The organism is Curtobacterium sp. 24E2 (genome assembly GCF_016925595.1).
Taxonomy (GTDB): Bacteria; Actinomycetota; Actinomycetes; order Actinomycetales; family Microbacteriaceae; genus Curtobacterium.
In genome coordinates this window covers 586,012-606,193 of sequence record NZ_CP068987.1, presented here as the reverse complement: position 1 = coordinate 606,193, position 20,182 = coordinate 586,012, and the positions used below count along the sequence as shown (strand labels likewise).

17 protein-coding genes are annotated in these 20,182 nt (G+C 71.0%); 5 read left to right on the top strand and 12 right to left on the bottom strand.

What is annotated here, in order from left to right:
* Window positions 1–75: 75 nt before the first annotated feature.
* From JN350_RS03080 to JN350_RS03040, 9 genes are all read right to left on the bottom strand, one after another.
* Window positions 76–2,019 carry a prolyl oligopeptidase family serine peptidase gene (locus tag JN350_RS03080; protein ID WP_240347497.1) on the bottom strand — a complete coding sequence of 648 codons (1,944 nt, stop codon included), beginning with the start codon at window positions 2,017–2,019 and terminating at the stop codon, window positions 76–78.
* Between the two features lie 2 nt (window positions 2,020–2,021).
* A complete protein-coding gene (locus JN350_RS03075) occupies window positions 2,022–3,830 on the bottom strand; it encodes an N-acetylglutaminylglutamine amidotransferase (RefSeq protein WP_205463508.1) in 1,809 nt (602 codons plus the stop codon).
* The gene (locus tag JN350_RS03070; RefSeq protein ID WP_205463507.1) at window positions 3,830–6,379 is read right to left on the bottom strand and encodes a carboxylate--amine ligase/circularly permuted type 2 ATP-grasp protein; all 2,550 of its coding nucleotides are present in this window, start codon (window positions 6,377–6,379) and stop codon (window positions 3,830–3,832) included. The genes JN350_RS03075 and JN350_RS03070 overlap by 1 nt, the downstream gene beginning before the upstream one ends.
* 268 nt (window positions 6,380–6,647) lie before the next feature.
* Window positions 6,648–7,508: an ABC transporter permease gene (locus tag JN350_RS03065; RefSeq protein ID WP_123671284.1), complete on the bottom strand. Its 861-nt coding sequence runs from the start codon at window positions 7,506–7,508 to the stop codon at window positions 6,648–6,650.
* On the bottom strand, window positions 7,505–8,440 hold the full coding sequence (locus tag JN350_RS03060; protein ID WP_205463506.1) for an ABC transporter permease: 936 nt from the start codon (window positions 8,438–8,440) through the stop codon (window positions 7,505–7,507). Before JN350_RS03060 ends, JN350_RS03065 begins: the two co-directional genes overlap by 4 nt.
* Window positions 8,437–9,162, bottom strand: a complete 726-nt coding sequence (locus tag JN350_RS03055) for an ABC transporter substrate-binding protein (protein ID WP_205463505.1) — start codon at window positions 9,160–9,162, stop codon at window positions 8,437–8,439. Before JN350_RS03055 ends, JN350_RS03060 begins: the two co-directional genes overlap by 4 nt.
* The gene (locus JN350_RS03050) at window positions 9,159–9,656 is read right to left on the bottom strand and encodes a type 2 periplasmic-binding domain-containing protein (protein WP_205463504.1); all 498 of its coding nucleotides are present in this window, start codon (window positions 9,654–9,656) and stop codon (window positions 9,159–9,161) included. Before JN350_RS03050 ends, JN350_RS03055 begins: the two co-directional genes overlap by 4 nt.
* Window positions 9,653–10,840: an ABC transporter ATP-binding protein gene (locus JN350_RS03045; RefSeq protein WP_205463503.1), complete on the bottom strand. Its 1,188-nt coding sequence runs from the start codon at window positions 10,838–10,840 to the stop codon at window positions 9,653–9,655. The genes JN350_RS03050 and JN350_RS03045 overlap by 4 nt, the downstream gene beginning before the upstream one ends.
* Window positions 10,841–10,871: 31 nt before the next feature.
* Window positions 10,872–12,326, bottom strand: a complete 1,455-nt coding sequence (locus JN350_RS03040; protein WP_205463502.1) for a gamma-aminobutyraldehyde dehydrogenase — start codon at window positions 12,324–12,326, stop codon at window positions 10,872–10,874.
* Between the two features lie 133 nt (window positions 12,327–12,459).
* On the opposite strand from JN350_RS03040, the gene JN350_RS03035 reads away from it, so the two are divergent.
* The 4 genes from JN350_RS03035 (at window position 12,460) to JN350_RS03020 (ending at window position 17,097) form a co-directional block, all read left to right on the top strand.
* On the top strand, window positions 12,460–12,942 hold the full coding sequence (locus JN350_RS03035; protein ID WP_035809531.1) for an Lrp/AsnC family transcriptional regulator: 483 nt from the start codon (window positions 12,460–12,462) through the stop codon (window positions 12,940–12,942).
* 119 nt (window positions 12,943–13,061) lie between these two features.
* Window positions 13,062–14,393, top strand: a complete 1,332-nt coding sequence (locus JN350_RS03030; protein ID WP_240347678.1) for an aspartate aminotransferase family protein — start codon at window positions 13,062–13,064, stop codon at window positions 14,391–14,393.
* A 2-nt stretch (window positions 14,394–14,395) separates the two neighbouring features.
* The gene (locus tag JN350_RS03025) at window positions 14,396–15,760 is read left to right on the top strand and encodes an NAD(P)/FAD-dependent oxidoreductase (RefSeq protein ID WP_205463500.1); all 1,365 of its coding nucleotides are present in this window, start codon (window positions 14,396–14,398) and stop codon (window positions 15,758–15,760) included.
* Window positions 15,760–17,097 (top strand): flavin monoamine oxidase family protein, encoded by a 1,338-nt coding sequence (locus JN350_RS03020; RefSeq protein ID WP_205463499.1) that lies wholly within the window; start codon window positions 15,760–15,762, stop codon window positions 17,095–17,097. Before JN350_RS03025 ends, JN350_RS03020 begins: the two co-directional genes overlap by 1 nt.
* A gap of 5 nt (window positions 17,098–17,102) precedes the next feature.
* Here JN350_RS03020 and JN350_RS03015 read toward each other — a convergent pair whose 3' ends face one another.
* Complete coding sequence (locus JN350_RS03015) at window positions 17,103–17,546, bottom strand: hypothetical protein (RefSeq protein ID WP_205463498.1); 444 nt, start codon at window positions 17,544–17,546, stop codon at window positions 17,103–17,105.
* 480 nt (window positions 17,547–18,026) lie between these two features.
* Between JN350_RS03015 and JN350_RS03010 the strand changes: the two genes are divergently transcribed.
* Window positions 18,027–18,680: a DUF1345 domain-containing protein gene (locus JN350_RS03010; RefSeq protein ID WP_205463497.1), complete on the top strand. Its 654-nt coding sequence runs from the start codon at window positions 18,027–18,029 to the stop codon at window positions 18,678–18,680.
* 6 nt (window positions 18,681–18,686) lie between these two features.
* Here JN350_RS03010 and JN350_RS03005 read toward each other — a convergent pair whose 3' ends face one another.
* Both JN350_RS03005 and JN350_RS03000 read right to left on the bottom strand, forming a co-directional pair.
* Window positions 18,687–19,505 carry an SDR family oxidoreductase gene (locus tag JN350_RS03005; protein WP_205463496.1) on the bottom strand — a complete coding sequence of 273 codons (819 nt, stop codon included), beginning with the start codon at window positions 19,503–19,505 and terminating at the stop codon, window positions 18,687–18,689.
* A gap of 105 nt (window positions 19,506–19,610) precedes the next feature.
* Complete coding sequence (locus tag JN350_RS03000; RefSeq protein WP_205463495.1) at window positions 19,611–20,051, bottom strand: VOC family protein; 441 nt, start codon at window positions 20,049–20,051, stop codon at window positions 19,611–19,613.
* Window positions 20,052–20,182: the final 131 nt, after the last annotated feature.

The following is a 20,182-nucleotide window of genomic DNA, read 5'->3' as shown; positions in this document are numbered from 1 at the left end:
CTGCCCGCGGCGAGCGCCGCCGGCGCATCGTTGCACCCGGTGACGCCGTGCTGCGGCTCGCAGGTGCGAGGCGCCTCACGCCAAACGCGCCGCCACGAACTCCACCATCCGCCGCACCAGCAGCGCCCGCGACGACGCCCGCCGGTACTCGTGCCCTTCACCCGCGAGCTCCAGGTACTCGACGTCGTGCGCCCGCTCCCGCAGCGCCGCGACCACCTGGCGCGCCTCACCGATGGGCACGTTCGTGTCGAGCTCGCCGTGCACGACGAGCAGCGGCGCCGTGACGTCGTCGATCGCCCGCATCGGCGACAGCGCCGCGAGCAGCGCTTCGTCGTCGACGGGGTGTCCGTACTTCGTCGCGGCCGCCGAGGCGATCCACGGTTCGGTGTCCCGGTAGAACGTCGCGAAGTCGCTCATCCCGCACACGGCGACACCTGCCGCGAACACGTCGGGCGTGAACGCCAACGACGCGTGGGTCGCGTACCCGCCGTAGGAGCGGCCCTCGACGGCCACCCGGGAGCGGTCGGCGTACCCGTTCGACACCAGGAACCGTGCGCAGTCCACGACGTCGGCGAGCGCGTTCCAGCGCAGGGCCAGGTCGTCGGCGTGCACGAACTCGTGTCCGTACCCGGACGAACCGCGGATGTTCGGGGCGAGGACGGTCACGCCCGCTGCGGCGAGCGCCTGGTGCTGCGGCGAGAACGTGGGTCGCTCCTGCGACTCCGGTCCGCCGTGCAGGTGGACGAGCGCTGCGCGCCGGACGGGAGGAACGTCACGCGTCACGTCATCGGCATCCGCCACCGACGCGGCAGGCCCCACCGCCCGGTACAGCCAGGCGGTCAGCTCCAGTCCGTCACGCGCGGTGAACCGCTCGAGGGTCGGCTCGACCAGCTGCACGTCCGGCAGTGCGGGAGCGTCGGTGACCCGGTTCCAGGTGAGTGCGTTCGTGTCGAGCCGCCAGAGTTCCCGCGGTCGGGTGGGCCCCTCGACGGCGAGCAGCACGCTCCGGCCGTCGCGGCTGAGCACCGGGTCGGTGACGACGTAGCCGGGCAGGTCGGGCACCGAGGTGCGCGAGGCGTCGTGGGTGTTGATGAGGTCGAGTTCGCTGCGCCCGTCGACGTTCCAGACGAGCAGCAGCGTGCGGCCGGCGTCGTCGGCGTCGAGGTACTCGAGCTCGGCGTCGGGCCGTTCGGCGATCCGGCGGGGTGTGCCGCGCCACCCGTGCGGTCCGACGGGCTGGGCGACGAGTCCGCGGCGGGGCAAGCCGGCCTCGGTGGCGACGTAGGCGACGAGGGGGCTGGTCTCGCTCGCGGGCGAGGGCCGCAGGAACGCGATGTCAGCGGACCCGTCGGGGTCGTCGGCGAACAGGGCGTGGCTCTCGTCGGTCAGCCGGTCGACCACGACGACGAACTCCTGGCCGCGCTGCCCGTCACTGAGCACGACGAGGCGTTCCTCCACCGACAGGTCGAGGACGTGGATGAGTTCGCCGACGGCCAGGTCGTCGCGGTCGCCGGACACCGGGTCGACCAGGTACGAGCGGGCCGGCTGCTCGGCCTCGGTCGAGGGCAGCGTGATGACGACCCGGTGCCCACTGCGGCTCCACGGGCCGAGTTCGGCGTGCTGGTACCGCGAACCGGCGATCTGCGCGGCGTCGGTGCCGTCCGGCCGGACCACCCAGACCTGCTGCTTCACGCCGCCGTCGGTCGCGATGGCGACGGCGAGCCACTCCCCGTCGGACGACCACGACACCCGGATCACGGGGTCGTCGGACAGTGCGATCCGGACGGGTTCGGGCAGTGCGCCGTCGACGACGACGTCCTGCACGAACACCTCGGGCGTGCCGTGCCGGTCGGACACGAACGCCACGCGCCGGGCGTTCCGGGTCATGGTGGGGCCCCACGACCCCCAGGCGGCGGCGAGCCGCCCACCCAGGTCGGCCGCGGCCCTGGTCGTGACCGAGGGACGGACGTCGGCCGACGACGCGACGCTCGCCGCGCCTCCAGGCCGGAGGGAACCCACGTTCACCGCACCCCCTGCTGCTGCAGCCACATCTCGATCAGGCCGAGCTGCCAGAGCGCGTTCGCGCCGATCTCGGTCCTGGTGCTGTTCGGGTCCTGGAGCATCCGCTCGACCGTACCCGGGTCGAACAGGCCGCGCTCACGTGCTTCCGGCGCGTGCAGTGCCGCGCGCACCCGCTCCAGGTACGGGCCCTCGAGCTGCCGGATCGCCGGCACCGGGAACGACCCCTTGCTGCGGTCGATGACGCTGTCCGGGACGATGCCGCGCGACGCGCGCTTCATCACGCCCTTGCCGCCGTCCGACAGCTTGAGCGCGGGTGGGATCGCGCCGGCGAGCTCGACGAACTCGTGGTCCAGGAACGGCACGCGGGCCTCGAGCCCCCACGCCATCGTCATGTTGTCGACGCGCTTGACCGGGTCGTCGACGAGCATCGTCATCGTGTCGCTGCGGAGTGCGGCGTCGACGCTCGTCTCCGCGCCCGGAACCGCGAACGCAGCGTCCACGAACGCCGACGGGGTGTCGTCGTCGCTCTTCCAGCGCTCCCCGAGCAGCCCCTGCAGCGCCGGCCAGCGACGGTCCATGAACACGGAGCGGTAGGCCTCGGCCGCCTGGTCGCGGGGGACGCCCGCGAGCGGCGGGTACCAGTCGTAACCGGCGAGCACCTCGTCGGCACCCTGGCCGCTCTGCACGACCTTGACGTGCTGGGAGACCTCCTGCGACAGCAGGTAGAAGGCGACGCAGTCGTGGCTGACCATCGGTTCGCTCATCGCGGCGACCGCACCGTCGATGCCGTCGAGCAGGCGAGACGAGGGGATGTGGATGCGGTGGTGGTCGGTGCCGAAGTGCTCCGCGACCTGGTCCGAGTACTCGAACTCGTCGCCGGACTCACCGCCCGCCGCCTCGAAGCCGATGCTGAACGTGGCGAGGTCCTGCTGCCCGGCCTCGGCGAGCAGTCCGACGACCAGGGACGAGTCGATGCCGCCGGACAGCAGCACGCCGACGGGGACGTCGGCCACCATGCGGCGCTCCACCGCGGTGCGGAGCGACCCGATGAACGCCTGCTCCCAGTCCCGGTCGGTCCAGTCGGCCCTGGCGGGGTCGCGTTCGAACCGCGGCTCCCAGTAGACGGTGTCGCGGGAGGTGCCGTCGCGCTCGACCACCCGGACGGTGGCCGGCGGGACCTTGCCGACACCGGACAGGATCGTGCGGGGTGCTGGCACGATCGAGTGGAAGCTCATGTAGGACGCGAAGGCGACGGGGTCGATGGATGTGTCGATGCCGCTGCCGGTCCTGCCCGCGCCGCCGTCCCCTGCCAGGATCGCGGGCAGGGAGCTCGCGAACCGCAGCCCACCGCGGACCTCCGCGACGTACAACGGCTTGATGCCGAGCCGGTCCCGCGCGAGCACGAGCCGGCCGCTGGCGTGCTCCCAGATCGCGATGGCGAACATGCCGATCAGGTGCTCGACGAAGGCCGCGCCCCACTCGGCGTAGGCGACAGCGATGACCTCGGTGTCCGACGTCGAGAAGAACTCGTGACCCTTGCCGCACAGCTCGTCACGCAGCTGCTCGTAGTTGTAGACCATGCCGTTGTAGGCGATCGTCAGTCCGGCCCGGGGTAGCACCATCGGCTGCGCACCGGCGGTGGACAGGTCGACGATCGACAGCCGTCGGTGCCCGAGCGCGACCGGTCCGCGTGCCCACAGTCCGTCGCCGTCGGGGCCGCGGTGCACCATGCACCCCGTCATCCGTGCCACTGCTCCGACGTCCGGGGCCGTGCCGTCGAACCGGATCTCGCCCGCGAGTCCACACATCAGCGCTCTCCCTCGGCCGCTGTCGTAGCGGCGGATCCCACGATCCACGTGTCCTTCGCGCCGCCGCCGCGCGACGAGTTCACGACCATGCTGCCCTCGGGTGCGACCCGGGTCAGCGCGACGTCGGCCAGGTGCGCGTCGTCCGCGCCCGTCCCGGTCAGGTAGACGAACGCGCGCAGGTCGACGTGCCGTGGGTCGAGGCCCGCCGGTCCGATGGTCGGGTGCGACGACAGCTGCACGACCTCTTGCCCGACCCAACCGGCAGGATCCGCGGCGATCGCACGCCGTCGCTCGGCGACCTCGGGGGCGCTCGCGCTCGGCCCGATCAGGACCCCGCGACCGCCTTCGCCGTCGACCGGCTTCGTCACGAGTTCGCCGACCCGGTCGAGCACCGACAGGCGTTCGCCCTCGATGCTCGTGCGGTACGTCGGCACCGACTCGAGCAACGGCTTCTCGTCCAGGTAGTACCAGATCAGGTCCGGCACGTTGACGTACATCGCCTTGTCGTCGACGAGCGCGTTGCCGGGGGCGTTCGCCAGGTGGACGCGGCCGGCCTCGGCGGCGTCCAGGATCCCCGGCCCCGCGTCGAGGGCGCTGACGTCGCGGTCGATCCGCAGGTACAGCCCGTCGAGCACGTCGCCGGTCGTCGCGTCGACCACGCGTCCGTCACGGACGTCCAGGTCCGACCCGGACAGGAGGCGCAGCCCGGCTCCGTCGGCCAGGCTGCGGTGCTCGAACCACGCGCCGGCGGCGGGGCCGTCGCTGACGAGTGCGATCACCGGGTCCGGGTTGCCGGTCACCGCGGTCGCGTTCGCGCGGAGGGTCTCGCGTAGCCGGTCGGTCACGCCGTGCGGGTCGCGCAGGAGTGCCGGACGGGGCGCGTCCGGCACGACGTCGTCCATGAGCTCGCGGAGTGCGATGCCGTACGCCACCCCTGAGGGCGAGCGCACGTTGTCCTCGAGCACCCGCCAGCCACCGAACTCGTTGCGCACCAGGTCGAAGCCGAGCACGGGTGCGCGCACCGCGTGACCGGGCAGGCGCGAGGCATCGGGGTCCCAGCCGTTCGCCCCGACGAACTGGTGCTCGTCCATCACCCCGTCGGCCACGATCCGCCGCTCGCCGTACACGTCGCGCAGGAACAGCTCGATCGCCCGTGCTCGCTGCCCGAGGCCGCGCTCCAGCTGCGACCACTCGTACGCGCTGATCGTGCGCGGCACCAGGTCGCACCCGAACGCCTGCACCCCGCCGTCCACGACGAAGCCGACCTCGTGCTCGCGGGTCCAGGCGTCGCGCGCGGCGCAGTGCTCGTTCGTGGTGTCGGCGTCCCAGGCGGTGAAGTACGTCGCCAGGTCGCGGAACGCCGGACGGGGGCGCGCACCGGGTCCCACCGCTTCGTCGCCGGCACGCACGCGGTACCCGGGGACCGCGACCGCAGGGCCCTCGTCGCGGCCGGACGGGGTGCCGGCGGTGTCCTCGACCACCAGGGCGACGACGTCGTCGAGCTCGCCGCGCTCGGCGTACGCGGTGCGCTGCCGGTCGGTGGAGTTGCCGCGGGCCAGGGTGTCCTCGAGCAGGTCCGTGACGGTGCCCCAGTCGCCGAGCTCCTCGAGTTCCGGACGCAGGCGGGACACCAGTTGCCGGACGGCGACCTCGGCGGGCAGGCGGTCCGGGTGCTGCCCGAGGCCGAGCAGTTCGCCGCTCAGCCCGGTGCGCGCTGCCTGCCACATCGCCGCACGGTGCAGGGGTTCGCTGCGGGGGTGCCACTCGGCGCCGGACTCGACGGCGATCTCGGCCTTCCGCACCGCGGCCCGGAACAGGCCGGCAATGAGCACCGCGTCGTCGACGATCGGGGTGGCGTCGCAGACCCGGAGTTCCAGCGTCGGGGCGTGCGACGACGGCCGCACGTCGAAGTACGCCATCTTCTTGTCGGCGATCACCCCCGAGGCGATCAGGTCGTCGAGCACCTTGTCGTACTCGGCGGCGTTCGACACCCGACCGAAGCTGCCGGCCGACGGCCACCGCTGCCAGATGATGCTGCGGAACGACGAGTAGCCGGTGTCCTGCCCATTCCAGAACGGACTCGACGCGCTGAGGGCCAGCAGCACCGGCAGGACCGGGGCGACCCGCTGCGCGATCTGCACCGCCAGGTCACGGTCGCTCACACCGACGTGCACCTGCAGGCCGCAGATGAGCTGCTCGTCGACGAGCATCCGGTACTGCTCCTGCATCCGGCCGTAGCGCCCGCCGCTGGTCAGTTCGAAGTCGGCGTACTCGGACCGCGGCGCCGTCCCGACCGACGCAATGGTGACCCCGGCCGGTGCGATCGCGGCGCTGAGCTCCCGGCGCAGGTCGACGATCACCCGCCGCAGGTCGTCGAGGGTGCGCACCACAGGGGTGTTCGTCTCGATGGTCGTGCGCTGCAGTTCCGCGCCGAAGCGATCGGCGGGCAGCTTGGGCAGAAGGCGCGGGGCCTTCGCGGAAAGTCGGCCGGACTCGAGGTCGATGAGGTGCAGCTCTTCCTCGGCGCCGAGCGTCAGCTCTGCACTCATGGCTGGAACCTACGCGCGGCGGCTGTGGTGCGCGCCGCGGCACACCGCCCGACTCGCGTCCGTAACACGCCCGTCAATCGAGCGTCACGAGCACCGAACGCCCGCCGCACCGTGCGCACCTCGTCACCCCGTGCGAGGTTCCACGCACCGTGCGCCACTACAAGCACGCACTCTGCGGTCAACCTCGCACCAGCCCGCGCAACCCGCACCGTGCGTCCCGCGCCAACCCCGCACCAGCCCGCGCAACCCGCACCGTGCGTGCCGGCGCCTACCCCCGCGTCCGCGCCAACCGCCGGTTGAGCGCACCGTTCAGCAGCGCCACGAGCAACCCGACCGCGAACACCAGGGTGCCGAAGCAGAGCACCTGCGGCGGCATCCCGGCCTTCGCGGCGCCGTACACGAACAGGGGGAACGTGACCGCGGGCCCGGCGACGAACGAGGTGATGACGTAGTCGTCGATCGACATCGCGAGCGCCAGTAGCCCGGCCGCGAGCATGCCCGGTGCGAGCAACGGCAGCGTCACGAGCCGGAAGGCCTGGAACGGCGTCGCACCGAGGTCGCTCGCGGCCTCTTCCAACACCCGCGACGTGCCGGAGATCCGAGCGCGGAGCACCACCACGACGTAGGCGACATCGAACGCCACGTGGGTGATGAGCACGGTCAGGAACCCGGTGCCGAGCCCCACCGACAGGAAGAACGACAGCGACGCCGACCCGACCACGATGGACGGCGCCGCGATGTCCGCGAACACCACGGCGTTCACGGCACCGCGACCGGGGAACCGGTACCGCTCGAGCGCCAGGGCCAGCGGCAGGCCGATCGCGACCGAGATGATCGCGGCCAGGAACGCGACGACGACCGAGGTGACGAACGCGGCGCCGAGCCCGGACACGTTGACCAAGTTCGCGTACCAGTACGTCGTGAAGCCGTTCCACGCGAACGACAGCCGGTTCGTCGGGGCGTCGTTGAACGAGTACACGATCATGTAGACGATCGGCACGAGCGTGATCGCGATGGTGACCCAGTAGACGATCGCGAGCCAGGGCCCGCGGCGGTTCACGCCGTGGCGGTGGACGACGGGCGACGAGGTGGTCACGGTGGACGGACGAGACGGTGCGACGGCGGTCATACGAGGTCCTCGAGGTCGTCGGTGCCGGAGACGCGGGCGTAGATGAACAGGATGATGCCGAGCACGACCATGAGCACGGTCGACAGTGCCGCGGCGACGTTGTACTGCTGGTTGCCGGAGTAGGCGTCCTGGATCGCCTGGCCGATCGTGTACGTGTTCGTGCCGCCGAGCAGCGCAGAGTTCACCGGGTCGCCGACGCTGTCGATGAACACGAGCAGGACGCCGGCGAAGATGCCCGAGCGGGACAGCGGCAGCGTGGTGTGCCAGAACGCCCGGAACTTGCCGGCGTACAGGTCGTTGGCGGCTTCGCCGAGTCGCGGGTCGATGCGTTCGAGTGCGGCGTAGATCGGCAGGACCATGAACGCCAGGTCGTTGTAGGCGTCACCGAAGATCACCGCGCCGCCGGTGCCGAGGATGTGGAAGTCCTTGCCGGCCAGGCCGATCGTCTGCAGGAACGTGACGACCGGCCCCTGCGACGCGAGCACGAACGCCCACATGTCGGTGCGGATGATGAACGACACCAGGAAGCTCACGAACACGAGCATGAGCAGCGGGTTCTTCCACCGCGGCGACACCCGGAACGCGATGAAGTACGCCACCGGGTAACCGACGATGATGGTCACGACCGTTGCGGCGGCGCCGTACCAGAGGGACCGGAGCAGGAACGTCAGGTAGGGCACCTGCGGGTCGATGAACAGCGCGCCGTAGATCCCCCAGTTCCACGTGAAGGTGTACCCGTCGTCCGGGTTGCCCGACATGAGCGAGACGATGAGCCCGGACACGAGCGGGATGACGAAGAACACGCAGAGGTACGCGGTCCCGACCAGCGCGAGCAGGAAGGGCGTACTGCGACGGCGCCCCCGACGGACCGGAGCCGGACCGGCGCCCGGTGTCGGCGCGGCGCCCGGGCCGGCGACCCCGACGGCCGTCACGACTGCACCACCGCGTTGAAGATGCCGTTCCACTCTGAGTACTCGTCGTAGTTCTCGAACACCCGGAACTCGTGCGACCGGTCCAGCACGTCGGAGTCCGGGAACACCAGCGGACTGTCCGCCACCGTCGCGTCGTCGAGCTCGTCGCGGACGTAGGCCTCGGCGCTGGGGACCGGGCAGACGTAGTTGACCCAGTCCTCGACGATGCCGGCGATCTTCGGCGTGTAGTAGAAGTCCATCCACTCGAGGGCGGCCACCGGGTTCGCTGCCTGCCGGGGGATCATGAGGTTGTCGTGCCACATCATCTGGCCCTCCTCCGGCGTGACGAACTTCAGGTCCTCGAACCCGGACTGCTGCGCCTGGAAGACGTCGCCGGACCAGGCCTGGGTGATCCAGGTGTCACCGTTCTCGAGCTTGTTGATGTAGCTCTGGTCGTAGAAGCCGGTCACGCTCGGGCGCAGTTTCCGCAACCACGCCTGCGCTTTCCGCCAGTCCGCCGGGGTCGACGTCTCCGGGGCGATGCCGTTCGCGAGCAGTCCGAGGGAACCGAGCTCGGTGTTGTCGCTCATCAACCCGACGCGGCCCGCGAAGGCCGGGTCGAGCAGGTCCTGGAACGACGTGATCTCGCGGTCGATGTACTTCGGGTTGTAGGCGATACCGGTGAACCCGGTCTGCCAGACGACGGAGTGCTTGTTGCCGGGGTCGTACGTCGGGTCCTTCACCGAGTCCCCGCGTTCGCCGCGAAGTTCGGCAGCCGCGAGTGGTCGAGCTCGCACACGAAGCCGTTCTTGATCATCTGCGTCAGTTCGAACCCGTTGGTCATCACGACCAGGTCGTAGCCGGTGGCACCCTGCGCCCGCAGGATCGGCGAGACGGTCGCGTAGAACGTCGCGTTGTCCTGGATCACCGCCTGGTAGTCGACGCTGATGCCGGTGGCCTTCTGGAACAGCGCGAGCGATTCGGACTTGCCGTGGTCGGAGTCGATGTAGAGCGGCCAGTTCGCGAAGTTCAGCTGCTTCGTCGCCTTGGCGTCCTTCCAGAACGCGGTCCAGTCGACGGCGTTCTCGGCGCCGGAGGCGGCTGAGCCCTTGATGCTGCAGCCCGTGAGCAGCGCCGCGAGCGCCGCGGCTCCTCCGCCGGCGAGCAGGCCGCGTCGGCTGACGCGCGCGGACGTCAGTCCGCGCAGCAGGTCCGGGCCGGGTCCCCCGCCGGTCACGCGAGCGATCCTGCCGTGGCGGGTGCGGACTGGAGGCCCGTGGCGGCGTGGGTGGTGACGGCCTGGTCGAACGCGGGGTGCGCCTCCAGGCCGAAACCGTGGTCGACGCCCCACGTCAGCCAGACCTCGGTGCCGGTCGCGATCCGCGGCCCGCCCTTCGAGTTCTGCGCGAACACCGAGACGCGGCCAGCGCCGGGGACGTCCACCAGGTACTGCGTGCTGACGCCGGAGAACGAGACGTCGACCACGCGGCCGGGCCCGAGGATGTTGCGGCCGGCCTCCGGAGCCGGCTCCGAGGTGCGGATCTTGAGCTTCTCCGGACGGACGCCGACGACGACGCTGCCCGTGGTCCGGACGGCGCGGTCGGCCGGGACGGCGATGGTGCCCGCCGGGGTCGCGACCACGAGCAGCGGGCCGTCGGTGCCGCGGACCTCGCCCTCGAGCAGGTTCGACTGGCCGAGGAAGTTCGCGACGAACGCGGTCCGGGGCAGTTCGTACAGGTCCTGGGGGCTGCCCATCTGCTCGATCCGGCCCCCGTTCATGACGGCGACCGTGTCGGCCATCGTCATCGCTTCTTCCTGGTCGTGCGTGACGTGCAGGAAGGTGAGCCCGACCTCGGCCTGGATCGTCTTGAGTTCGAGCTGCATCTGGTGCCGGAGCTTCAGGTCCAGCGCACCGAGCGGCTCGTCGAGCAGCAGGAGTGCCGGCCGGTTCACGATCGCGCGGGCCAGGGCGACGCGCTGCTGCATGCCGCCGGACAGGGAAGCAGGGCGCTTGTCGGCCGAGGCGTCGAGCTCGACCAGGTGCAGGGCCTCGCGCGCCTTCGTCATCGGGTCCGGGATCCGTCGCCGCTTCAGGCCGAACGCGACGTTGTCGAGCACGCTCATGTGCGGGAACAGCGCGTAGTTCTGGAACACCGTGTTGACCGGCCGCTGGTAGGGCTTCGTGTCGGTGACGTCCTCGCCGCCGATCGTGATGGTGCCGCTCGTGGGCTCCTCGAGCCCGGCGACCAGTCGCAGGGTCGTGGTCTTGCCGCAGCCCGAGGGGCCGAGCAGGGCGAAGAACGAGCCGGCCGGCACCGTCAGGTCCAGCGCGTCGACCGCGGTGTGGCCGGGGAACGACTTGGTGATCTGCTCGAGCCGGAGATCGGCTCCGGATTCGGCGAACGTGCCGGTCATTGCCATGGTGCCTCCTGCTGCTTCGGAAGGATCGGGGTCAGCCGATGTAGGACATGACGTGCTTGATGCGGGTGTAGTCGTCGAACCCGTACTGGGACAGGTCCTTGCCGTAGCCGGAGTGCTTGAAGCCGCCGTGCGGCATCTCGGCGACGATCGGGATGTGGGTGTTGATCCACACGCACCCGAAGTCCAGGTCACGGGCGAAGCGCATCGCCCGCGAGTGGTCGGTCGTCCACACCGAGCTCGCGAGCCCGTACTCGACGTCGTTCGCGGCGCGCAGTGCTTCGTCCTCGGTCGTGAAGCGCTGCACGGTCTGCACCGGGCCGAACACCTCCTGCTGCACGATGCGGTCGTCCTGGCGCAGGCCGGACACGATCGTGGCCTGGTGGAAGTAGCCGACGTCGCCCTGCCGCCCGCCGCCGAGCTCGATCGTGGCGTGGTCGGGCAGGGTGTCGACGAAGGACCGGACCTGGGCGAGCTGGTTCGCGTTGTTCACCGGGCCGAAGTACGGGGTGGCCGTGTCGGCGCCGGTGGTCGCGGTCGCACGTGCCGAGGCGGCGAGCGCCGCCACGAACTCGTCGTGGATGCCGTCCTGCACGAGCACCCGGGTGGCGGCGGTGCAGTCCTGCCCGGCGTTGAAGAACCCCGCGGCGACGATGCCGGCGACGGCGGACGGGATGTCGGCGTCGTCGAACACGATCACCGGGGCCTTGCCGCCGAGCTCGAGGTGGGTGCGCTTCAGGTCGCCGGCGGCGGCGCGGGCGACCTCCGTGCCGGCGCGGACGGACCCGGTGATGGACACGAGCTGCGGGGTCGGGTGGTCGATCATCGCGGCGCCGGTGGTGCGGTCGCCGACGACGACGTTGAGCACGCCGGGCGGCAGGAACTCGGCGGCGACCTCGGCGAGCAGCAGGGTGGAGAGCGGGGTGGTGTCGCTCGGCTTGAGCACGGTGGTGTTCCCCGCGGCGAGCGCCGGGGCGAACTTCCACACCGCCATGTTGAGCGGGTAGTTCCACGGGGTGACCTGGGCGACGACGCCGATGGGCTCGCGCCGGACGAACGAGGTGTGGTCGGTCATGTACTCGCCGGCGCTGCGGCCCTCGAGGTTGCGGGCGGCGCCGGCGAAGAAGCGGATCTGGTCGACGGAGAGCAGGATCTCGTCCTCGACCAGGGTGGCTCGGGGCTTGCCGGTGTCGAGGGACTCGAGGTCGGCGAACTCCGATGCCCGCTGCTCCATGGCGTCCGCGATCCGGAACAGCGCGAGCTGTCGTTCGCCGGGGGTCGTGCGGCGCCAGGTCGCGAAGGCGGTGCTCGCGCTCCTGAACGCGGCGTCGACGTCGGCAGCCGTGGACACGGGGGACGTGCCGTAGACCTGCTCGGTGGTGGGGTCGACCAGGTCGAACCGGGTGTCCGCGCCCGACTCGACGAAGGACCCACCGACGAAGTTGCGCACCTCGTGCGTCGTGGTCACCGTTTCCGTCGTGTCCAGCATGGCGGTGATCCTGACACGGATTCCGGCGGTTCGGAAGAAGGATCCGGAGGTTGTGGAGAACCGTAACAACGGAAATCGTCGCGAAACACGGTGTTCACAACGGAATCCCTTGCGCGGTCCGGACCTCGCTGCCATGCTGTCCGGCATGGCGGCAGCACCACGACGTCCGGGACCGATCGACGACACCTCGAAGCGGATCATCGAACAACTCCAGGCGGACGGCCGCCGTCCGTACGGCGAGATCGGCAAGGCCGTCGGTCTCAGCGAGGCGGCGGTCCGGCAGCGCGTCCAGAAGCTCACCGAGACCGGCGTCATGCAGATCGTCGCGGTCACCGACCCGATGCAGCTCGGCTTCCACCGGCAGGCGATGATCGGCATCCGGGTCAGCGGCGACACCCGAACAGTCGCCGATGCCCTCGAACAGCTGCCGGCGGTCGACTACCTCGTCATGACCGCCGGCAGCTTCGACTTGATGGTCGAGGTCGTCTGCGAGGACGACGACGACCTGATCGAACTGCTCAACGGCACGATCCGGGCCATCCCGGGCGTCGCCGGCACCGAGACCTTCGTCTACCTGCAACTCCGCAAACAGCTCTACGACTGGGGAACGCGATGACCATCTCCGAAACGACCAGCGGCCAGGCCACCGGCCAGTCCACCCGCCTCGGGTCCTACGACCCGTTCGCCCCGGTCGACGACGCCGACCTGCAGCGGAAGTCCCGGGACCACCTGTGGATGCACTTCGCCCGACACGGTGCGAACCAGGCCGGCGCCGACGTGCCGATCATGGTGCGCGGCGAGGGCCACCACGTCTACGACAGCCACGGCAAGGGCTACATCGACGGGCTCTCCGGCCTGTTCGTCGTCGCCGCCGGCCACGGTCGGAAGCGCCTGGCCGAGATGGCCGCGAAGCAGGCGGAGACGCTGAGCTTCTTCCCGATCTGGTCCTACGCACACCCGGCGGCCATCGAGCTCGCCGACCGCCTGGCCGAGCACGCCCCCGGTGACCTCAACAAGGTCTTCTACTCGACCGGTGGCGGCGAAGCGGTGGAGACCGCCTTCAAGCTCGCGAAGTACTACTGGAAGCTCCAGGGCAAGCCCATGAAGCACAAGGTCATCTCGCGCGCGGTCGCCTACCACGGCACTCCGCAGGGTGCCCTGGCGATCACCGGCATCCCGGCGATGAAGCAGATGTTCGAGCCCCTGACGCCCGGCGGCTTCCGGGTGCCGAACACGAACTACTACCGCGCCGAGGAGATGGGCTTCCCGGGCGGTACCGAGGAGCAGTTCGGCTTCTGGGCGGCCGAGCGCATCCGCGAGATGATCGAGTTCGAGGGCCCTGACACCGTCGCGGCGGTGTTCCTCGAGCCGGTGCAGAACTCCGGCGGCTGCTTCACCCCGCCGCCCGGGTACTTCCAGCGGGTGCGCGAGATCTGCGACGAGTACGACGTCCTGCTCGTCTCGGACGAGGTGATCTGCGCCTTCGGACGGATCGGCACCATGTTCGCCTGCGACACCTACGACTTCGTGCCGGACATGATCACGTGCGCGAAGGCGATGACCTCGGGCTACTCCCCCATCGGCGCGACCATCATCAGCGACAAGCTCTTCGAGCCGTTCGCCAAGGGCGACACGACCTTCTACCACGGGTACACGTTCGGCGGGCACCCGGTGTCGGCCGCCGTCGCGATGGAGAACCTCGACATCTTCGAGGAAGAGGGCCTGCTCGCGAACGTGCGGCAGAACGCGCCGCTGTTCAAGGCCGAGCTCGACACCCTGAAGGACCTGCCGATCGTCGGTGACGTCCGCGGTGACGGCTACTTCTACGGCATCGAGCTCGTCAAGGACAAGGCCACCAAGACGACCTTCGACGACGACGAGTCCGAGCGGCTGCTGCGCGGGTTCCTGTCGAAGGCCCTGTTCGACGCCGGGCTGTACTGCCGGGCCGACGACCGTGGCGACCCGGTCGTGCAGCTCGCTCCGCCGCTGACCATCGGGCAGCCGGAGTTCCGCGAGATCACCTCGATCCTGCGGAGCGTCCTGTCCGAGGCCTCGTCGAAGATCTGATCGTGAGCGGCTACCGGGGCGTCTCGTTCTGGCTCGACCAGCTCGCGTCCACCGGACGCGACGACCTGGCGCCCCGGCCGCCGCTCGACGGCGACACGACCGCGGACGTCGTGATCGTCGGCGGTGGACTGACGGGTCTCTGGACCGCCTGGTACCTGCACCAGGCGGACCCGGGCCTCCAGATCGTCGTCCTGGAACGCGAGATCGCCGGGTTCGGCGCCTCCGGTCGCAACGGAGGCTGGTGCTCGGCGCTGTTCCCGCGCTCAGCGGAGTCCGTCGCGCGCGAGCACGGCCGCGACGCCGCACTCGCGCTGCGCCGAGCGATGCGCGAAACCGTCGACGAGGTCGGACGCGCAGCGGCCGAAGCCGGGGTCGACTGCGACTACGTGAAGGGCGGCACCGTCCTCTACGCGCGCTCGGCCGTGCAGGAACGCGCGGCCCACGACGAGGTCGCTTCGTCGGCCGAGTGGGGCGACGCCATGACCTGGCGCGCGGCCCGGCCCGGCGACGCCGCCGGATCGGCGGGGGTCGCGTGGACCCCGGACTGCGCGCGGGTGCAGCCCGCCGCACTGGTGCGTGGCCTGGCGGCCGCCTTGGAGGCCCGGGGCGTCCGGATCGCGGAGCACACGCCCGCCTCGTCGTGGGACCACGGGCGTGTGGTCACGTCGCGTGGGACCGTCACGGCCGGCGCGGTCGTCATCGCGGTCGAGGGGTACGGCGCACAGCTCGAACAGACGAAGCGGCGGATCCTGCCGCTCTACTCACTCATGATCGCCACGGCTCCGCTGCCCGCGGCGGTGTGGGACCGCATCGGCCTGGAGCACGGGCAGACGTTCTCCGACTACCGGCACCTGCTGGTGTACGGCCAGCGCACGGCGGACGACCGACTGGCGTTCGGTGGACGCGGGGCCCGCTACCACTGGGGGTCCGCGATCACCCCCGGCTACGACCGGGTCCCACGTGTGTTCGAGCACCTGCGGCGGTCCCTGGTGGAGTTGTTCCCCGCCGTCGCCGACGCCCCGGTCACCCACACGTGGGGCGGCCCGCTCGGGGTGCCGCGCGACTGGTGCGCGTCGGTCACCTGGGACGGGCACGTCGGCACCGCCGGCGGCTACGTCGGCGACGGACTCTCCACGACGAACCTCGCCGGGCGGACGCTCGCCGACCTCGTGCGCGGGGTCGCGTCGCCGCTCACCGCGCTGCCGTGGGTGAACCACCGATCGCCCGACTGGGAGCCCGAGCCGCTCCGGTTCCTCGGGGCGAACGCCGGGCTCGTGGCGACCGACCTGGCCGACCGCGAAGAAGCCCTGACCGGACGGCCGAGCCTGGCGGCGAGGCTGATGGCACCCCTGACCGGAGGCCACTGATGGCTGCGCTCGATGCCGACGTCGTCGTCGTCGGGGCCGGGGTCGCCGGGCTCGCCGCTGCCCGGGCGCTCGCACTCGACGGCCAGCGGGTGGTCGTGCTCGAGGCCCGCGACCGGATCGGCGGCCGCACCTGGACCGACACCGAGCTCGGCGTGCCCGTGGACCTCGGCGCCTCGTGGATCCACGGCGTCGACGGCAACCCGCTCTGGGCCCTGGCGCCCCGGTTCGGCATCGAGACCGTCGAGTTCACCGTCGGGAGCTTCCAGTTCGACGGCCGGCCGATCGCGTGGCACGGGCCCTCCGGCGCGCCGCTGTCCGAGGCGTCGGCCTCGGCGTTCGTCGCGGACCTGCACACCGTCGACGCCGCCCTGGACACCGTCGTCGCACACGCTCCACCGCCCTCGACGTACGCGGCCGCCGTCGACACCGTGCTGAGGTCCCTGCAGTGGCAGGGCGACCGGGCCGCGCGGGTCCGCGAGTACACGGCGCACCGCTCCGAGGACCTCTGCGGCGCACCCGTGACCGTCCTCGACGCCCGCGGCCTCGAAGAGGAACACGTCCCCGGCGACGAGGTGGTGTTCCCCGGCGGCTACGCCCAGTACGCCGCCGCCCTGGCCGAGGGGCTGGACGTCCGACTGTCCGCGGTCGTGCGGTCGGTGACGCAGTCCGCGACGGGTGTCGTGGTCGGACTCGCGGACGGTTCGTCGGTCACGGCGGACGACGTCGTCGTGACCGTCCCGCTCGGGGTGCTGCAGGCCGGCGACGTGACGTTCGACCCACCGCTCGCCGAGACGGTCACCGGTGCGATGAGCCGGCTCGGGATGGGCGTCTACGACAAGGTGTTCCTGCGGTTCCCGGAGCGGTTCTGGGGCGAGTCGTGGGTGGTCCGCCAGCAGGGGTCGGCCGGTGTCGACTGGCACTCCTGGTACGACATGTCCCGCGTGACCGGAGCGCCCGTGCTGGCCGCACTGGTCGGTGGGACCGGGGCCCGACGAATCGAGACCCTGCCCGACGCGATGATCGTCGAAGAAGGAATCGGTGGCCTGCGGCGGATGTTCGGCCCCTCGGTCCCCGAACCCGAGGCGTTCCGGATCACCCGGTGGGCCGACGACCCGTTCGCACGCGGCTCATACTCGTACCTGCACGTCGGGGCGTCACCGGACGACCACGACCTGCTCGGCACGGTGTCCGGCCGGGTGCAGCTCGCCGGCGAAGCCACGTGGGGCGACGACCCGGCGACCGTGCACGGCGCGCTGCTGTCCGGGCTGCGGGCGGCCGGGCGGTTGCTCGGCTCCGAGGTCGACCCGCTCGTGCTGGCGACGCCCGTCAGGGGCTGATCGGCTCAGTCGAACGCCGGGGTGTCGACCGAGCACGTCACGGGCTCGCCCGCGGCAGCTGTCTCCGTGGCGATCTCGCGCTTGCCGTCGAGCAGGATCCGGCAGGTCGCCGTCGCACCCCGCGCCGGGGTCGCCCGGACCGAGGCGCGCTGCTCGGCGAGGACGATCGACTCGTGCTCCCATGCCGAGCCGCTCGTCGTCGCGGTACTCGTCTTCTGCGCACCGAGCCGGTGCACCTCCGGGGCGTCGCCGCGCTTCTCGGCACCCTCGACGCGCACGTCGGTGAGCGCGGCCCCGCTCGGCTGGTCGACGCTGACCTCGTAGGTCACGGACCAGGCATCGCCCGTCTGCCGCTGGACGAAGCTGCACCCGGTCGCGAGCACCGCGACGGAGCCGGCGACCACAACGGCGGCGAGGAGACGGACGGTGGGACGGTTGCGTTCGGACATGCCATCAGCCTGCGCACGGAGGGCCCGCGGATCGTCCCCCGGGCGACGCGAACCCGTGCGACGACGGATCGATCCCGGGTCCTCCGAGCGGTTGAGATCGGCTCCGTCCGCCCTGGCGGTCAGTACCGTCGACCCGGCGTCCGCGCAGGTCCTGTTCAACGTGCTGCTCTTCGTGCCCCTCGGTGCTCTCGCCCGGCGCGCGGTCGCCCGGAGGCGCGTGTTCGCCGGCCTGCTCGCGAACACCACCGGCACCGTGGTCGGCACGCTCCTCGCTCCGCTCGACCGGGTGCCGGCGCGCGTCGACGCGGTTCGTCGTCGGAGGACATCCGAACCACCTTCCGTGTCAGCGCCGGCGGACACGGCCCGTCGCCAGCCTCCTGATGTTCCAGGTTCCGGTGAGAGTGACACGGGTGCCCTACTGACCGGACCCTCACGGGTCGCACGGGCCCGGAACGATGTTCGAGTGCCACACTCGGAGCCGTGACGACGACGCGGACCACACCCCGGCACGAGCACCGCGCGCCGGTGGCGATCGCCGTCCTGGTGAACCTCGGGCTCAGCCTGTTCCTGCCGAGCGAGGTGCTGTTCTTCCCGTCGTGGGTGGTCCCGCTGCTCGGCGTCCTGCTGCTGATCCCGCTCGTCGTCTTCAACCCGCGACGGCTGACCCGCGAGACGACCTGGTCGCGGTGGGTGTCCTTCTCGTTGGCGATCCTGATCACCGTCGCGAACCAGCTGACCGTGGTCCGGACGATCGAGGTGCTCCTCGGTGGCCAGGCCGACGGCGGTGCCGTGCTGCTCACCGCCCTGCAGGTGTGGGTGAGCACGATCATCGCGTTCGGGCTCGTGTACTGGGAGCTCGACCGGGGCGGGCCGGTGGCTCGTCGTCGTCCCGAGCTGTGGACGAGCGACGAGGCCGACTTCCAGTTCCCGCAGGAGACGGACCCGAAGACGGCTGCGTGGCGACCGGTCTACCTCGACTACCTCTACGTCGCGATGACGAACATGGTGGCGTTCAGCCCGACCGACACCATGCCGATGACCGTGCGCGCGAAGATGATCATGGCCTACCAGGCACTCGGCGGGTTCATCCTGCTGGCCCTGGTCATCTCGCGCGCGGTCAACATCATCGGCTGAGGCCGCTCAGGAGCCGTGTGCCTCCTCCGACACCGGCTGCCACTCGCGCCAGGTCGCCAGGCGGGACTCGTAGTCCTGCTCGGCGATGCCGAGCGGCGCCTTGCCGAAGAAGACGCGCAGGGGCGGCTGCTCGGCGTCGACGACCTTCAGGATCGCCGAGCGGGTCGCTTCGGGCTTGCCGGGGTCGGCGGCCGACGGGCGCTTCGACGCGGCTTCGCGGACGTCGGCGTACGCGGCGATCTGGTCGCTCTTCTTCGACGACGGCCCGGACCAGTCGGTCGAGAAGCCGCCCGGCTCGATGAGCGTCACGTGGATGCCGAAGCCGGCGACCTCCTGCGACAGGGACTGCGACAGCCCCTCGAGCGCCCACTTGGACGCGTGGTAGGCGCCGACCGTCGGGAACGCGCTGATCCCGCCGATGCTCGACACTTGGATGACGTGCCCGGAACCCTGCTCGCGCATGATCGGCAGCGCGGCCTGGGTCACCCAGAGCGCCCCGAACAGGTTCGTCTCGAGCTGGGCGCGGACCTCGTCCTCGGTGAGTTCCTCGACCATGCCGAAGTGGCCGTAGCCGGCGTTGTTCACGACGACGTCGAGCGAGCCGAAGTGCTCCGCCGCACGCTGCACGGCCGCGAAGTCCGCGGCACGGTCGGTCACGTCGAGCTGCAGTCCGAGGAACGTGTCCGGGTACTGGTCGACGAGTGCCTGCACGTCGTCGGTGTTGCGGGCCGTACCGGCGACGGAGTCTCCACGTTCGAGGGCGGCTTCCGCCCACTCGCGGCCGAAGCCCTTCGACGCTCCGGTGATGAACCAGGTCTTGCTCATGCTGTCTCCTCCTGAGATCTGACGCGATCAGGCAACGCTCCCCGCTTCCGTGGCACCTGGAGGTCCGGGTGACGGACGCGGCAAGCGGACACCGGCGCACCGTGCTCAGGGCCGCGGTGCCGCGAACTCCAGGTTGACGTCGTCGGGGTCCTGCACGGACAGGATCACCAGGCCGAACGGCGGCAGGTCGGTGACGTCGCCGTGGTCGATGCCGGCGGCGTCCAGTCGCTCGACGGCGGCGTGCAGGTCGTCGACGGACCCGACGCGGAACGACACGTGGTCGAGGCCGACGCGGTCCGGGTCGAACCGGTCACCGGCCGGGGCGACCGGTCGCAGGCCGAGCGTCTGCCCGCCGAACGTGAACGAGCACCCGCCGTAGGTCCGCCACGGGTCGTCGTGGATCGTCGGGTCGTCGATCTGGTCGCTGAAGTCGCTGCCGGGCGGCATGCCGAACAGCTGCTCGTAGAAGGCCTTGCTGCGGCGGATGTCGGTGACCGTGAGGCGCACGTGCGAGAAGCCGAGCGGCGTGACGATGGGTTCGCTCATCACCCCACCCAACTCCCCCTGGGCCTTGCACACGTTGACCATACGATCAACAATGGCGGGATGGACGTCGTCATCGCTCCCCCGCACCCGTCTCCGCTCCACCAGGACACCGGCACCCCCGCCGCACGACC